The sequence below is a fragment of the Neolewinella aurantiaca genome, assembly GCF_008014675.1.
Taxonomy (GTDB): domain Bacteria; phylum Bacteroidota; class Bacteroidia; order Chitinophagales; family Saprospiraceae; genus Neolewinella; species Neolewinella aurantiaca.
This window is the reverse complement of sequence record NZ_VOXD01000013.1, coordinates 90,853-105,597: the sequence shown is the minus strand read 5'-3', so window position 1 is coordinate 105,597 and position 14,745 is coordinate 90,853. Positions and strand designations below refer to the sequence as shown.

The 14,745-nt window shown below is 53.3% G+C and carries 11 protein-coding genes, 5 tRNA genes and 1 pseudogene; 11 read left to right on the top strand and 6 right to left on the bottom strand.

Translation table 11 applies throughout. The annotated features are described in order from the left end of the window. The first annotated feature begins 562 nt into the window (after positions 1 to 562). From FUA23_RS10205 to FUA23_RS10185, 5 genes are all read left to right on the top strand, one after another. Positions 563 to 637, top strand: a tRNA-Pro gene (locus tag FUA23_RS10205). Between the two features lie 122 nt (positions 638 to 759). Beyond that, positions 760 to 866: transfer RNA gene (locus tag FUA23_RS10200), tRNA-Ser, on the top strand. A gap of 11 nt (positions 867 to 877) precedes the next feature. Beyond that, positions 878 to 951, top strand: a tRNA-Phe gene (locus FUA23_RS10195). Between the two features lie 343 nt (positions 952 to 1,294). Beyond that, positions 1,295 to 1,379, top strand: a tRNA-Ser gene (locus FUA23_RS10190). A 13-nt stretch (positions 1,380 to 1,392) separates the two neighbouring features. Further along, a tRNA-Cys gene (locus tag FUA23_RS10185) sits at positions 1,393 to 1,463 on the top strand. A gap of 3 nt (positions 1,464 to 1,466) precedes the next feature. Here the strand turns inward: FUA23_RS10185 and FUA23_RS10180 are convergent. The 4 genes from FUA23_RS10180 to FUA23_RS10165 form a co-directional block, all read right to left on the bottom strand. Beyond that, positions 1,467 to 3,977 carry a transglycosylase domain-containing protein gene (locus FUA23_RS10180; protein WP_147930636.1) on the bottom strand — a complete coding sequence of 837 codons (2,511 nt, stop codon included), beginning with the start codon at positions 3,975 to 3,977 and terminating at the stop codon, positions 1,467 to 1,469. Positions 3,978 to 4,161: 184 nt separating this feature from the next. Then, positions 4,162 to 5,541, bottom strand: a complete 1,380-nt coding sequence (locus tag FUA23_RS10175) for a D-alanyl-D-alanine carboxypeptidase (protein ID WP_147930635.1) — start codon at positions 5,539 to 5,541, stop codon at positions 4,162 to 4,164. A gap of 218 nt (positions 5,542 to 5,759) precedes the next feature. Then, positions 5,760 to 6,503, bottom strand: a complete 744-nt coding sequence (locus FUA23_RS10170; RefSeq protein ID WP_147930634.1) for a response regulator transcription factor — start codon at positions 6,501 to 6,503, stop codon at positions 5,760 to 5,762. 33 nt (positions 6,504 to 6,536) lie between these two features. After that, the gene (locus tag FUA23_RS10165) at positions 6,537 to 7,955 is read right to left on the bottom strand and encodes a sensor histidine kinase (protein ID WP_147930633.1); all 1,419 of its coding nucleotides are present in this window, start codon (positions 7,953 to 7,955) and stop codon (positions 6,537 to 6,539) included. Between the two features lie 153 nt (positions 7,956 to 8,108). Between FUA23_RS10165 and FUA23_RS10160 the strand changes: the two genes are divergently transcribed. Together FUA23_RS10160 and FUA23_RS10155 are read left to right on the top strand one after the other, a co-directional pair. Then, entirely contained in the window at positions 8,109 to 8,843 is a 735-nt protein-coding gene (locus FUA23_RS10160; protein ID WP_147930632.1) for an RDD family protein, read from the top strand. A gap of 110 nt (positions 8,844 to 8,953) precedes the next feature. After that, the gene (locus tag FUA23_RS10155) at positions 8,954 to 9,715 is read left to right on the top strand and encodes a sulfite exporter TauE/SafE family protein (RefSeq protein ID WP_147930631.1); all 762 of its coding nucleotides are present in this window, start codon (positions 8,954 to 8,956) and stop codon (positions 9,713 to 9,715) included. Positions 9,716 to 9,748: 33 nt separating this feature from the next. On the opposite strand, the gene FUA23_RS10150 is transcribed toward FUA23_RS10155, so the two are convergent. Next, a complete protein-coding gene (locus tag FUA23_RS10150) occupies positions 9,749 to 10,111 on the bottom strand; it encodes a DUF2237 family protein (protein ID WP_147930630.1) in 363 nt (120 codons plus the stop codon). Between the two features lie 231 nt (positions 10,112 to 10,342). On the opposite strand from FUA23_RS10150, the gene rbfA reads away from it, so the two are divergent. Then, positions 10,343 to 10,714, top strand: coding sequence for a 30S ribosome-binding factor RbfA (gene rbfA, locus FUA23_RS10145; RefSeq protein ID WP_147930629.1), 372 nt, complete (start codon positions 10,343 to 10,345; stop codon positions 10,712 to 10,714). A gap of 172 nt (positions 10,715 to 10,886) precedes the next feature. Beyond that, positions 10,887 to 11,669 carry a rhomboid family intramembrane serine protease gene (locus FUA23_RS10140; RefSeq protein WP_147930628.1) on the top strand — a complete coding sequence of 261 codons (783 nt, stop codon included), beginning with the start codon at positions 10,887 to 10,889 and terminating at the stop codon, positions 11,667 to 11,669. 241 nt (positions 11,670 to 11,910) lie between these two features. Here FUA23_RS10140 and FUA23_RS10135 read toward each other — a convergent pair whose 3' ends face one another. Continuing rightward, positions 11,911 to 12,684: an SDR family NAD(P)-dependent oxidoreductase gene (locus FUA23_RS10135; RefSeq protein ID WP_147930627.1), complete on the bottom strand. Its 774-nt coding sequence runs from the start codon at positions 12,682 to 12,684 to the stop codon at positions 11,911 to 11,913. 355 nt (positions 12,685 to 13,039) lie between these two features. On the opposite strand from FUA23_RS10135, the gene FUA23_RS10130 reads away from it, so the two are divergent. Then, positions 13,040 to 13,510 carry a ribosome maturation factor RimP gene (locus tag FUA23_RS10130; RefSeq protein ID WP_147930626.1) on the top strand — a complete coding sequence of 157 codons (471 nt, stop codon included), beginning with the start codon at positions 13,040 to 13,042 and terminating at the stop codon, positions 13,508 to 13,510. A gap of 2 nt (positions 13,511 to 13,512) precedes the next feature. Then, a pseudogene (gene nusA, locus FUA23_RS10125) lies at positions 13,513 to 14,742 on the top strand (transcription termination factor NusA); the annotation flags it as partial. Positions 14,743 to 14,745: the final 3 nt, after the last annotated feature.

Here is a 14,745-nt window from a genome sequence, read left to right as displayed (position 1 = left end):
GACTGCGCCATTCGACTCTTCAAAACTTAAGCGCCTCTCTATTTCGGTAGGGAGGCGCTTTTTTTTTGGCGCGGACGCGGGATGCAGGGTGAGGTTTTGAGGAGTCGGGTCGGGCATAACCGAACTCGACAGGCGAACTTTTTTGCCCCCCCTTTCATATCTCTGTCTTCAATAGCCGGATCATCTTCACCAGACTTGTATCTCCTTAAATGCCGGAGCAAAAAAGAATTCGACTGGCGAGTTCTCGTTTACATTATTGGGCTGCCTGCAACTTATCACTTCCTCCATGACCTTACAACGATGCGGGGTAGTGCAGTGGTAGCATACCGGTCTCATAAGCCAGTGATCGTGGGTTAGCTGCGCTGCTGCCTTCGGCGGTCGAACCCTCTTCCCGCATCAAAGAAAAATTCAAAGCTAAAAAATTCAATCATCATGTTTCTATTCTGGTCACCGAGTTGTTTTATCCCTTCTCCCCCGTCCTGACGGTAGCTGACCAGTGTGCGTAAAGCATGCGTTTTGGAAGGCCCGTTGGTGACAAGTTCACCGGCGGGCCTTCTCTTTTACGGGTGTATCTTAATTGGCCGAAAGAGTTGCGTTTGGAGCGCAGGAGATGTCCGTTCGAGTCGGACTACCCGTACGATTAATTCATTGACCGCTAAGTAACAGACATTTTGGCTCCCTCTCCGCTGAGCCTTGGGCGAAGCCTGTAGGAAAGGGCGGGGGGAGAGGTGGAAAACCGGAATGTTTGTTAACGGATATGGAAGCTGGGGCGCGGTGGCGTGCAACTGGTCTTGAAAACCAGCCCGACTGAAAGGTCGAAGGTTAGCTACGCTGCTTCCTTCGGAGATCGACTCCTTCAGTTTCCGCAAGTTATTCCGGTGTCGTAGCTCAGTTGGTAGCAGCGTCTGTTTGAAGCACAGAAGGTCGGAGGTTCAAATCCTTCCGGCACCACAATTTTAGAAGATAGGAATTAGTGAATTGTTACGAGGAGATGACTTAATACTCTATTGGTTTGTCAAGGTTCAATTTTCGGGTTGGATGCTGATGATTTTTTGTGGCTGACCAGGCGACCAAATACTTGCATTGCCGTAGCTACGGAAGTGTTTGGTCAACGACGTCAGGCGCAAAAAAGCATCGCAGGCTACCTGAAAATCTGATCTTGACAGGCCACAAGTTTCTAGCTCCTAATTCCTAGCTTCTAAAAACCGCCTCCCCAGCAAGTGGGTGTTGCCGACGGATTCCAACTCCGTTGCGTCATGGGTTCGATTCCTATGGGAGGTGCAAGTTTTAACACGGTAGGTTGCCGGAGCTGGTAACGGGCCTCCTTGCTAAGGAGAGACGTGGGAAACCATTCGGGGGTTCGAGTCCCTCACCTACCGCACACGCTGTCAAAACGGTATGCCCGATGTTGGCAATGGGGCAGGATTGCAACCCCTGAGATGCCGGTTCGATTCCGGCTGCCGTCTCTAATCCTTCTTCCCAAACAAGGTCTTCGCCCAAAACTCTTTCCGCTTAGCCTTCCGTTCATCTCTCCGGTTATCTCTTTCCAGCAATCCGATGATTCGCCGGGTGTAAGCAAGCGTGCTTTCGTTGTTGCGGCGGCGCTTGCGGGCCATCATTTGCTCTACGTCCTGGGCGGGGAACTCAGCCAACCGGGCCCTGATTTCGTTCACAGACATGATGTCCTCCGGATCAGGAGCACCGTATTCGGCGTAGACGGGCAATTCTTCGAGGTAGTCGGGGCATTCCAGCAGAGCGACGGTCATTTCATCGAGGCGGGGGAAACTACCGCCGTGGTAGCGGCCGAGTCCACGGGTCCGTTGCACCTTGCGCATGAACGTTCCCCACACGGGCAGGGCCGTAGCAGTCGCCGAGCCGCGCCGCAGCGTGCGGAAGTGAACAGCGGGGTACTCCGCCCCCACCCATGTGCTTACCACAAGCTTCGGGTTGTACCCCACAAACCAGCCGTCTGACTGGTCCTGCGTAGTTCCTGTTTTTCCGGCCAGGGCGCCGCTGACGCCGTAGGTGCTGCGCAGCCGGGCACCCGTACCGTTGTTGACCACACCGGTCATCAGGAAGGTCGTGATGTTGGCGACGGTATCGCTCATCACGCGCATGGTTTTCTTCGGCCGGACAAAGCTGACGATCGTCTCTCCGTCTGCCGTCGTAATCTTATCGAGGAAATGAATGCCACCCGTCGGCCTCCGGCCGCCGTTAGCGAAGGCACTGAAGACGGTATTCATCTCCGGCAGCGTAGCCTCTACCGTGCCGAGGGCGACGCTGGGGATAGCCTCCACCTTACCGGTGATGCCCAACTCGTGGATTTCATCGACGACGTTCTGGAGCCCGCTGCGGACGGCGAGGTTTACGGCAACGGTATTCACCGACTTGGCCAGGCCACCCCGCATTGAGTACGCTCCTTCGTAATTGCCGCCGGGGTTACGCGGATTGTAGTTCTGGAAGTCCTCGATCGTGAACTGCTGCGCCGGGGTGTATTCGCAAGGCAGCATCCCACGCTGCAAAGCAGTGGCGTAAATGACGGGCTTTATGGTGGATCCCACCTGCCGGCGGGCCGTCACGTGGTCGTACTGTACAAAGCGGTAATCCACGCCGCCTACCCACGCACGAACCACCCCGTTTTCTGGCTCGGTGGCCAGCAAACCTGCGTTCAGCAAGGTGAAGTAGTGGCGTAAACTGTCTATTGGCCGCATCATCGTATCAACGGCATCGGCAGTTTTCCAGTCGTAGATCGTCATCGGTCGGGGCTGGCGCAGGACTTCCATGATCTCGTCCTCATTCTTTCCGGCCGCTTCCAGGTTTTTATAGCGGGGACTGCGCTTCACGGTTTTCATAAAGGCATCTTCCCAGGGCGCACGCTTGGCGGATTTCCAGTCGATGGCCAGGTTCTGCTGGATGCGGGGCAGCTGCTCCAGCACGGCTTCCTCGGCCAGCCGTTGCATAACGGAGTTGACGCTAACGTGGATCAGGAGCCCGTCGCGGTCGATGTCCCACGGCCGGCTGTCCGGCCGTTTCTTGCCCGCCAGGGCTTTCTCTGCTTCGGCGCGGAGCATGTGGCGGAAGTAAGTCGCGCTGCCTACGCGGTCGTTCTGGCGTTGGTAGTCGATCACGAGTGGCAGAGCAGCCAGACTGTCGGTCACCGTTTTCTCGAGCGATCCGTTCTGGGCCATCAGGGCCAGTACAAGGTCCCGGCGTTCGCGGCTCCGCTCAGGGTGGGCACGCGGGTTATAGCTGGTATTTGCCTTGAGCAGGCCGACGAGTACAGCCGCTTCTTCTGCCTTCAAATCTGCGGCGGATTTGCTAAAGAAACGCCCCGCAGCAACTTCGATGCCGTAAGCGTTTTCGCCGAAGGGAACAGTGTTCAGGTACAGTGCAAGCAGTTCCTGCTTGTCGTACACTTCTTCCAAACGGCTGGCGATAATCATCTCCCGCATCTTGATCTTGATCATCCCGAATTTACCGCTGTTGTGGCGGGGATACAGTTGCTTGGCCAACTGCTGGCTAATGGTGGAACCTCCACCGCCACTCCGGTCACCAAGGATGATAGAACGCCAGGCCACCCGGGCTAAAGCCCTAAGGTCGATGCCCTGGTGCTCGAAAAACCGACTGTCTTCGGTCGCGATCAGGGCCTGGATCACGTAGGGCGAGATTTCATCCAGTTCAACACTCACCCGGTTTTCCCTGAAGTATTTACCCAGCAACTTACCATCTTCGCTGATAACCGAGCTGGCTTCCGAGTTTTCGATCAGGGCCAACTCTGCGTGCTCGGGCATATGGCCATAGTTGCCTCCCAGTGTTCTGATGAAAAGGGTAAGAAAAAGCACCGTTGTTACCAGTACCAGCAGGGCAATGACAGCAAATGCAAGCTTCAGTGGTGGCTGACGGCGAACCCACGCCCAGACATTCAGCCCCAACTGCCTGGCACGGGACTGCAGGTTATAAAAGAAGTGTTTATCCATTCGGTTTACATACTTTCCATTATTGAACGCTTTATTTCCGGTTTTGTGTTTCCGGGCGCGGCCGCAGGTACAGAGGGAAGTTGAAGGCAGGGGCCGCCCAAAGCAACGCAGCCTCCGGCTGCGCGCAGATTATTGCACCCGGAGAGTACTCACTACGCTCGTTGACGGAGTGAGCATCTTCCGGTTAAAGGTTTTCGTAACACCACCCCAACGTCTTTTCCATTTCTTTATAATAAGCAGAACTCTGACCGGTAAAGTTGTTGTGCATAAAACTGAAAGCAAGCCATTTTCCCCGCTTGGTCTGCAACAGGCCGCTAAGGCATAGAACCCCGCTAAGCGACCCAGTTTTTGCCCAAACGTAGGGTTTCGGCTTGTCGGCGAACCGCGACTCCAATGTTCCGGAGGTGCCTCCCTGCGGTAAAAGAGCCAATAAGCGGTCGCGGCCAATTTCCTGATCGAGGGCCATCACCACCCTCACCATTTGGCGGGGGCTCAGCAGGTTGTACCGGCTCAGGCCCGAGCCGTCTACCCAGCGGATGTCTTCGACCCCGATCGCGGGCAGTAAAGTGTCTTTTGCGTACTTGAGGACAGCGTTTGCGTCGGGCCGGCGATAACGCCGGGCGGCGGCCTGAATTACGAGTTGTTCGGCCAGAAAGTTGTCGCTGTTCTGAAGCAACTTCCTGAAAACGGTATCCGGCATTGACACCTCAAGGGCCGTCATCGCTTCGGCAGGCGGGTAGGGAGCCTGGTTGACCGAAATTTGTTGCTGGGGGAAGGTCGCTGAAAGTTCATTGCCCACCAGCTGGTCAGACAGGTGCAGGGGCCGCTCCAGCGGGAAGCTGCCCCGATCGATAAAATCGGGACTTACGGTAAAATCATTCCCGAATTCAGAACGACGGATCCTGGCGGCCTGCCCGGGCAGTTCGCGCAGTTCTCCCGCAATGGAAACCGGAGCCCCCAGTAGTACCTGCCTGCCTTCGGCGTCCACCGGCGAGAGGTTGAGGTAAAGCCGGTTACCGAATAGTGGCAACGAGGATCGTTCGTAGACGTAGCTGTCGTTATAGTCGTCCCAACTCCAGCCGGGGCCGTAGCGCGATACGCTTTGTCCCGGCCCGATCGGAAAATTAAAAACCATCGGTTTTTCTCTATTGGCCAACCAGGTACCGGCTTCATCGAAGCCCGTAAATGCGGGATGCAAAAGCAGCGGATACCCGGAGCCCCACACTTCGTAATGATCATCGTACTCCTGGTAAAAGAGCCCCGGAGCGCGATGTCCGAGAATCTTATTCGCGAGGTAAAACGTAAGCAGTTTCACATTACTTGCGGGCACGAAGCGTCGGTCAGCGTTGAGGCCGTACAGGTTCGTTTGGTAATCGAGATCGTAGAGGACAAAGCCCGTTTGCCCTCCTTCGAAGACTTCGTTGAATTCCGTCAGTTCCTGAAGTTGGCGGTTGTCCCTGCCGTTTAAATCCAACTGTCCCTGCACCTGCGTCCCCGCAATAAAGAAAGCAGAAAACAGGTAGAAAAAGCGAAAGGCTAGCTGAAACTGGTGTGTCTTTTTCATCGGTTGGGAAAGTTACTTTGGCAGGGTGCAACCTGCGTTTAAAAAAACAAAAGGAGCCGCCCCGGAATCACCAGGACGGCCCATAAATCATAATCCCAAAAACTAAAATCGTGGTGTCGTGGCGGACACCATACTGTTAGGCAGGACCAAATGTAGAAATTTCTTCACGATAGGCCAGCCTTGGGAGGCATATTTCTCGTGTAAGTACAGTAATTTGACTATGCTTCGCTCCCTTCGCCACGAATAAGGAGCTGAAAACCGTTGCCATGAATGTTTACGATCTCGATGTTTTCGTCGGGCTTAACGTACTTGCGCAGCTTGGTAACGAACACATCCATTGAGCGAGCGGTGAAATAGTTGTCTTCGCCCCATATTTTCGTCAGGGCCTCATTACGGCTCAGAATATCGTTCTTGTTGATGGCGAAGAGGCGCAGCAACTGCGCTTCTTTGGGGCTGAGTTTTTCTTTGTTCTTTTCGCCCTCCGCATCCGTGTGGGTAAGGATGCGCAGCGGAAAGTTGAAATGGAACTGACCGAACTCGAATTCAGTCTGCTCCTCCTTTGGATCCGGAGGCGCGGCGCTCCGGCGAAGGATGACGTTCATACGCGCCAGCAGCTCTTCGCTGTTGAAAGGCTTGGTAATGTAATCGTCAGCTCCGATCTCAAAACCATTCAGAATATCTTCTTTCATCGCTTTGGCGGTCAAAAAGATGATGGGCGTGTCTTTGTCGCTTTCGCGCACTTTTTTAGCCAACTCAAATCCACTGAGGCGCGGCATCATCACATCAAAAATGCAAACGTCCCACTTCCCTTTACGATAAGCCTCGAACCCCGCCAGACCATCGGTCGCAAGCGTTACGTCGTAATCGTGTACTTCAAGGAAAGAGCGGAGGACGTCGCCGAAATTCCGGTCGTCTTCCACTAATAAGATTTTGGGGGCTATGGCTTGGGTAGCATCACTCATGTCAGGTTCAGTTTTAAAATGGGTTATGATTTGTTAATCCTGCAGGTAAGGAAAGGTGACAATAAAGCTGCTTCCTTTTCCTATTTCACTTTTTACGTTGATGGTGCCATTGTGCACCTCGGTAATTGTTTTAACGTAAGAGAGGCCGAGGCCAAACCCTTTCACGTCGTGTCGATCGCCCGTATGGACCCGGTAAAAACGATCAAAGATGTTTTTTCGCGCCTCGCGGGTCATTCCGAGGCCATGGTCCTTAACAGTAACCTCTACACCCTTCGATACATTGCGTGTGGATACAAGGATTTTTGGCGATTCTGGTGAATATTTGTTCGCGTTGTCCAGTAAATTGTTGATCAGGCTCGATATATGAGTCAGGTCTCCCTGCACGATTGCAGGCTCTGCCTGCAGGTCTGTTTCCACCGTCCCGCCCCGGGGTTCTACCTGAAGACCAATGTAAACGGCGGCGTCGGTAACCACATCGTTAAGGTCGACTTCGCTGATGTTGAGCTTGAGTTTGTTCTTGTCCAGTTTAGCCATCTGGAGGACTTTTTCCACCTGGTCGTTCATGCGTTTGTTCTCCTGCTTAATGATACGGGCAAAGCGCTGAACCTTGTCGGGGTCAGACGAGACCTTAGGGCTCACGATGCTGTCCGTAGCCAGGCTGATGGTTGCTATCGGCGTTTTGAACTCGTGGGTCATGTTGTTGATGAAGTCCGTCTTCATCTCGGAGAGCTTCTTTTGGAACAGGATGACATAGATCGTATAAATAAAACAACCAAGTATTATACTGACGAACAGGAAGCTCAGGGCCAGGTTGTACCAGATTGAATCGAAGATGACATCGTCTTTCTCCGGGCTGTAGGCGATGATGTATCCCCGGGGCTGGCCATCTTTATCGTCAAACAGCGAAACCCGGTAAGAACTGTTCATCAGATCCGAATGGCGGGCGGTATCGGCACCGATTTTAGACAACGGCCGGCCGTTTCGAATAATAAACTCTTGCTTTCGAACATCAAAGACACCGTAAGCGAGGTTCCTGTCAAGGTTGGCGTTGATGAATTGCGTAGTAAGGTCTTTGTGCAACATATCACGGTTGACACGCTCTTCCAGGTCCTGATTTTTGATGCGATTATTGACGGCCAACTGAGGAGCGTTGGACTCCCAACCGGAAGAAAGGCCAGACCCAAGCTTGCGATCCAGAATACCAGTGGTTGGCAACTTACCGGATAGCCGGCCAAGGCGCTCAGTGTAACCATTTATCTGATTGTTTACCAGGGCCGTCTCATACACTTCCTGTTCGTTTGCAGCAAACTTCAGGGCATCCTGCACGGCCTCGTCGTAGCGCTGTGCGTTTACTTCCATAGCGGTCTGGATCATCTCCAGTTGTAACCAGATGACACCGACGATCGCCGAAATAATAAGACCTACAATCAGGTAGATGGTTCTTTTACTCATTGGGGAGTTATTAGGGGCCGGTTGACCGTTGGGAAGCACAGAACTGTCCTTTGCTACGAACCGGCAACCGTAATACTACGCTACCTGATACAAAAGTTCATATTTCTGCGCAGTTATTTAAAGGTATGGTAACGAGGTCCGTACCTTGGCGCTATGGAATCAGTAACGATTCAAACAACCCAAAATGTACGTATCGACTACGAACTGGCCAAGGCCGGATCGCGGATGGGGGCGTTTTTTATCGACGCAATCGTCTTCACGATTGCTTACTGGATTCTGTCTATGCTGCTCATAAACTTTATGGACAGCCTGGATGATTTCGCTATCATCGCTTTCGGAAGTGTTTTCAGCTTTCTTGGTTATTACTTCCTGCTGGAGCTGTTCAACCGGGGCCAAACGCTTGGCAAAAAAGTTGTCGGCCTGCGGGTCATCCGGCTCGATGGGCGGGACCCCACACCGGCAGACTTTCTTACCCGCTCTATCTTCCTTCTTCCCGATGTAATCCTCTCTTCGGGCATTCCCGCCATGTTACTCATCAGTAGTGGTCGGCACAACCAGCGCCTCGGAGACATGGTGGCCGGCACGGTGGTGATCCAAACCGCTATTTCCAATACCTTTACTCTCGAAGAGATAATGGGAATTACCCGCAGGGAAGACCATGAGCCCGAGTTTCCCGGCGTACAGCGCTTCACGAACCACGACATGATGGTCGTCAAGCGCACCCTACAACGAAGCCGGCAATACGGCAACCCCGCTCACAAACAGGCCGTCCGCAAACTTGCCATCCGCATTGCGGATGAACTGGAGCTGGACAAAAAAGAAGTAAAGTACACCCCGGAAAAATTCCTGGATAAGGTGTTGCTTGATTTTATCGTACTTACCCGGTAAGTTTGAAGCCGGAGGGTCTGATGCCGCACTGACCACTCTCTTTTGGGTGAGCAAGCTTAACGCCGCTAAGGGTACCTGCGGCAGTGAATCCAGCCCCATCAACTCAATCTATGACCTATTTAATCGCCTTCCTCGGCGCTCTCCTCGCCGGCGGCATCAATACGCTCTCCGGCAATGGCTCCGCCATTACGCTAACGATTCTCATGGAACTGATCGGCCTCCCGGCCGACGTCGCCAACGGCACCAACCGCGTCGGTATTCTCGCCAACAGTGTGGGGGCAGGGTATGCGTTCAATAAAGCCGGCAGGTTTAAACAAACTGCAGCAATGAACCGCCAAATGTGGCAGATTACCATCATTACGACCATTGGGGCCATGCTCGGGATTTATTTGAGCCTCATTATTTCCAACGCAGCTTATAAAGAAATTTTCCGCTACCTGCTCGTGCTCATGCTCGTCGTCATCCTGGTCAATCCTAAAAGGTGGCTCGTTGTCCCCGAGGATCAGCAACCACTGTCGGTATGGCTCACGGTGCCGATCTTCTTTGTCCTTGGCATCTATGGTGGTTTCATCCAGATGGGAATGGGGGTCTTCTTCGTTGCCGTTATGGTGCTTGCAGCACATTACGACATCATCCAGGCCAACGTCGTAAAGGTACTTGTAATCATTGCCTACACGCTCCTTGCGGTAGCAATCTTTGCCTGGCGCGACCTCATCGATTGGCGCATCGGTTTACTTATGGCCGTTGGCCAGATGCTGGGTGGTTACCTGACGGCCCGTTTTGCCGCCGTACACCCTAAGGCAGGATTGTACGCCTACCGCCTGCTCATCGTGGTCGTCTTTGCGGCTATCGCCAAGGCTTTCTGGCCTTAACTACACAAGAACGGTAGCTCCCCGCAATAGTCATCACGACACGATTTTGGCGTCCAGCAGGATCGAAAAGTCGATGTACTCCAGCGCTTTTTCGTGCGTCGCTTCTAATTTGACGGGAACGATCACTCCGGCATCGTAAGCTTCTTTCCAGCGCAGGGCGCACAGGCACCAGCCATCGCCGGGTTTCAGACCAGGAAACTGGTATTCTGGTCTTGGGGTCGAAAGGTCATTGCCCCGGCTCCGGGTGAAGTCCAGAAACTCTTCGGTCATGATAGCGCACACCACGTGCCGCCCACTATCGGTAGGTCCGGTGTTGCACACACCGTCACGGAAATAACCCGTCATCGGGTCGGTACAACAACCAATCAGTGGTTTGCCTAAAACGTTCTTAGCCATTGGATCTTTTTATGCATAACCATACTGTGGCAAGCTTGTTCTGCGCTGCCTGCCCCAGTTATTTTACGGAACAACAGGCAGCAAACCGGAAAAACAGGCACGGTTGCAGGTGCCTCCATCGCTTTTAAAAAGGCAGGGTACGAAAACCGCCACTCGTCGATAAAACGTTGTTCCCTGCCCTAAAAGCATGCGTTTAAGCAACCGAGCCGGAAAAACAAGCGTTACTTAGCTATGGAATCCAAAAGACAACGGCAGGTAGCCGAACAGATCAAACGTAACTTCAGCCTCGTTCTTCAGCAGGAAGGCTCCTACATTTATGGTCCGGAACCTCTGGTAACCGTAACCGAAGTGCACCCTACCCCCGACCTCAGTTTGTGCAAAATCTATGTTTCCATCTGGAATACCGATAACAAACAGGACGTGATTATAAAGATGAACGAAGAGCACCAACGCCTCAAAAACGCGCTGGCCCAACGCATCCGTAAGCACATTCGGCGCATTCCCGCTATCTCCTTTTTCATCGACGAGACGCTCGACGAAATGAACCGCGTCGAAACACTCTTCGACCGGCTCGAAGAAGAAGGGCAGTTGCCTAAGGAGTAGATAGAAAGTAGTGGGTAGTGCTGCTGCGGGTTGATGCTCGCTTTGCTCGTGGAGCCCCCCCTCTTTTCCCGCAATCCCTAAGCTCACATAGGCGAAGCCGTCCAGAGCAAAGCGAGCATATAACTTTATGTATCTGCGGTAGCACTACCCACTACATTCCACCCATCAGCAAATGTTGAGCAAACGCAACCTTAAAAACGTAATCAAGTGGCCACTGGCCCTTGTGGCGATCATGTGGATCGTCTTTATCGTTGACACCTACCTCACGGGGGGGCAACTCAGCTACTGGTACGGCCTGCGCCCCAACGAAATTGTTGGCCTGAAAGGGATTCTCTTTTTCCCTTTTTTGCACGGAGGCTGGGGGCACCTCATCGCCAATTCTGTCCCATTTCTTTCGCTGAGTGCGATGCTCATCTTCTTTTATCCGCGCCTTTGGCCGCGGATACTGACTACTTTGTGGCTCGGCTCCGGTGCGCTCCTGTGGCTCACCGGAGGCTTCCTGAACACCGTTATCGACCTCAATAGCGTGACCGAAGTCCATATTGGCGCCAGCGGACTGATCTACGCCCTGGCCAGTTTCCTGGCCTTCAGCGGCATCTTCCGGCGCGATTTCCGGGCCATCGTGGTGGCCCTCATCGTGCTCTTCTACTACGGCGGCATGGCCGCGGGTGTACTCCCCGGTCAGGAAGGCATCAGTTGGGAGGGCCACCTCACCGGCTTCCTCTTCGGTGCCTTTGGCGGCTGGCTTTTCCGCAACAACCTCGAAGACCACGAGATAGAAAAACGCAACAAAGACCTCGCCCGCCGTACGCCCCGCCAAAAGGAACATTTCCTTGAGCCCGATGCCTTCACCAAAACGAAAAAGGAACGCGCCGAGGAAGCCGAACGACTAAAACAGGAAGCCTTCTGGAAACGCCTCGAAAAGATCAAGGAAGAAGAACGGCTGCGGCGGTAGTGGGTAACACCCCATACTACTGGACATTTTTGATTTTCCACCTCACCCTCCGCCCTCTCCAGCAAGGTTTGCTTTGCAGTACTTCGTGCTCGCCTGAGGCTCAGCGGAGAGGAAACCAAACCCCGAAGAAGCAGCGAAGCGAAATGTCCAGTAGTATGGTAATACCCGTCAAAAAGAATACCCTGCGCCTGAAAAGCAGCCAGCAAACACTCGGTTCACTCTGCTCCCAAACCGTATCAAGCTATCCCACCAAATATCCTCCGTCGGCGGCAAATACCCCGCCGGTAGAATAACTCGCCGCGTCAGAAGCCAGGTAGAGGGCCAGGCCCACCATCTCTTCCGGTTGGGCCATCCGGCCCACGGGCAGCTGATCAACGAAGTGGTTCAACACCTGCTCGTTTTGCCACAGTGCGGCACTGAACTTGGTTTGGATTAAGCCCGGGCAGATGGCATTTGCACGAATGTTTTCGCTCCCCCATTCCCGCGCCTGGCTCTGGGTCAGCATAATCAACGCAGCCTTGCTTACCGAATAGATGCTCATCATCGGTGAGGGCTTCACGCCCTCCACCGAAGCGATGTTGATCACCGAACCGTGGCCCCGGGCCGCCATCGAGGGCTTACAGAGGTTCCCCAGCAGCATGCATGCTTTCACGTTTACGTTCATCACCTTGTCGAACACCTCTCCGGTCATTTGGTCGAGCGGACCGAAGACGGGGTTGGTAGCGGCGTTGTTCACCAGAATGTCGATTCCGCCGTACACATCGATCGTGCGGTCAACAAGGTTTTTGAGTTGGGCCTCGTCGCCTACGTGGCAGGCAATGCCGGTGGCTTCCAGACCTTCTTTTTTGAATTCGGCTGCGACTTCGTCCACCGCCTCCTGTTTGCGGCTGCTGATAATGACGGAAGCGCCCTGCTCGGCTAAACCGCGAGCTATCGCCTTACCGATTCCTTTACTCGCTCCCGAAACAATTGCAACCCGGCCTTCGAGGCTAAAACGATCTTTTATAACAGACATATTTGTTCGACTTTGGGGCAAGTTAATCAACACAGCTTTAAACCTGCTTTGCATCCTGCGGCCGCGCCAAAAAAAGTGTGTATCACGAGATGCACTACTATCACGAACTTGCCGCTTGTCACGTCTCCCCTCTCCCGAGGAGAGGGGCCGGGGGAGAGGGGGATCCGTGCATCTCGTGATACACACCAAAAAAACACCAGTGAACTCATTTCTATTAAATGCGTTATCTTTGCAACTCAAGGCCGTTAAAAGCACCCGGAGGGAATCGTTTAGATTCCCTCTTTTTTGTGTCCATAGCCAAAGTATTTTCAGGCGCAGACGCAGGTGCAATGAATGGTTTTAAAGCATTGTCCCAATGGAAGAGCACGTTACCAACATGCTGGAAGAAATGTTCGCCACCAGCGAAGACTTCACCGATTGTTTCATCGTCGACGTAAAGCAGACGACCGTCAAGCTGGAAATCTTCGTCGATGCCGACTCCGACATGACCTTCCGAAAGTGTCAGCAGATCAGCCGTTTTGTGGAAGCCTACCTCGACGAGGAGCAGCCTCTCGGCGAAAAATACACCCTCAACGTCAGCAGCCCCGGTGTAGACCGACCGCTGAAGTTCAAGCGCCAATACGTAAAAAACATCGGCCGTAAGATGAAGGTGACCACCAATGAAGGTGAAGACCACGAAGGCCAGATGATCGCTGCCGACGACGAGAAAATAACCCTTGAAGCCAAAGTGCGCGTCAAGGAAGGCAAACGCAAAAAAACGGTTGTTCAACAAACCGAAATCGCCTACGCCGACATTAAAAAAGCAAAAGTAAAAATCAGTTTCTAGCTATGAATTTAGTTGAAATATTCAAGGACTTCAGCTCCGGTAAATCAATCGACAGCCCTACCATGGTACGGGTTCTCGAAGACGTTTTCCGCACCCTGATCAAAAAGAAGTTCACCACCGACGAGAACTTCAACATCATCGTGAACGCCAACCGCGGCGACCTCGAACTCTGGCGCGTACGCGAAATCGTACCCGACGGCGAGGTTACCGACGAGCTCTCCGAAATTTCTTACTCAGAGGCCCTGGCTGTCGATGACGACTACGAAGTAGGTGAAGAATGTTATCAACAACTCTTCCTGGAAGACTTTGGCCGCCGCTCCATCATGGCTGCACGCCAAACGCTCATCAGCCGTATCATGGATCTCGAAAAAGACGAGCTCTACAAGCAGTACACTGAGCGCGAAGGCGATCTGGTTCTCTGCGAAGTTCAGCAGATTCTGAAACGCGAAATTCTCGTGATCGACGACGCCAATGGCCGCGAACTCGTAATGCCCCGCGTTGAGACTATCCGTGGCGACTACTTCCGTAAAGGAGACATGGTTCGTGGCATCATCAAGGAGGTCGAAATGCGCAACAACAACAACCCCGTTGTTATCGTATCCCGCACCGACGAGCGTTTCCTCGCCAAACTCATGGAGCAGGAAGTTCCCGAAATCGAGGATGGCCTGATTACCATCAAGGGCATCGTTCGCATCCCCGGAGAACGGGCGAAGGTTTCCGTGGAAAGCTACGACGACCGCATCGACCCCGTTGGCGCGTGTGTAGGTATGAAAGGTTCACGTATTCACGGTATCGTCCGGGAGCTGAACCAGGAAAACATCGACGTAATTCCTTACACCAACAACACAAGCCTTTACATCCAACGTAGCCTTACGCCGGCGCGCGTTTCCCAGATCGACCTCGATATGGAAGGCCGCCGTGCCAAAGTTTACCTCGAGCCCGATCAGGTCAGCCTTGCTATCGGTAAAGGTGGTACGAACATCAAACTTGCCAGCCGCCTGGTAGAGTTCGAAATCGACGTTTACCGTAACAACGAAGTTGAAATCGACGACGTAGACCTCGAAGAGTTCAAAGACGAAATCGAAATGTGGGTACTTGATGCCTTCAAGTCGATCGGTTGCGACACCGCCCGCTCAGTACTCGAACTGAGTGTCGACGAACTCGTTCGCCGTACTGACCTCGAGGAAGAGACCGTTCGCAACGTAGTTGCCGTCCTCGCCGCAGAATTCGACGAC

Bases quoted from the DNA above. Each gene is read 5' to 3' on its own strand.
- FUA23_RS10130 (WP_147930626.1), top strand. From the start codon at position 13,040: ATGGAAGAGCACGTTACCAACATGCTGGAAGAAATGTTCGCCACCAGC.
- FUA23_RS10165 (WP_147930633.1), bottom strand. From the start codon at position 7,955: ATGAGTAAAAGAACCATCTACCTGATTGTAGGTCTTATTATTTCGGCG.
- rbfA (WP_147930629.1), top strand. From the start codon at position 10,343: ATGGAATCCAAAAGACAACGGCAGGTAGCCGAACAGATCAAACGTAAC.
- FUA23_RS10170 (WP_147930634.1), bottom strand. From the start codon at position 6,503: ATGAGTGATGCTACCCAAGCCATAGCCCCCAAAATCTTATTAGTGGAA.
- FUA23_RS10135 (WP_147930627.1), bottom strand. From the start codon at position 12,684: ATGTCTGTTATAAAAGATCGTTTTAGCCTCGAAGGCCGGGTTGCAATT.
- FUA23_RS10155 (WP_147930631.1), top strand. From the start codon at position 8,954: ATGACCTATTTAATCGCCTTCCTCGGCGCTCTCCTCGCCGGCGGCATC.
- FUA23_RS10180 (WP_147930636.1), bottom strand. From the start codon at position 3,977: ATGGATAAACACTTCTTTTATAACCTGCAGTCCCGTGCCAGGCAGTTG.
- FUA23_RS10150 (WP_147930630.1), bottom strand. From the start codon at position 10,111: ATGGCTAAGAACGTTTTAGGCAAACCACTGATTGGTTGTTGTACCGAC.
- FUA23_RS10160 (WP_147930632.1), top strand. From the start codon at position 8,109: ATGGAATCAGTAACGATTCAAACAACCCAAAATGTACGTATCGACTAC.
- FUA23_RS10140 (WP_147930628.1), top strand. From the start codon at position 10,887: ATGTTGAGCAAACGCAACCTTAAAAACGTAATCAAGTGGCCACTGGCC.
- FUA23_RS10175 (WP_147930635.1), bottom strand. From the start codon at position 5,541: ATGAAAAAGACACACCAGTTTCAGCTAGCCTTTCGCTTTTTCTACCTG.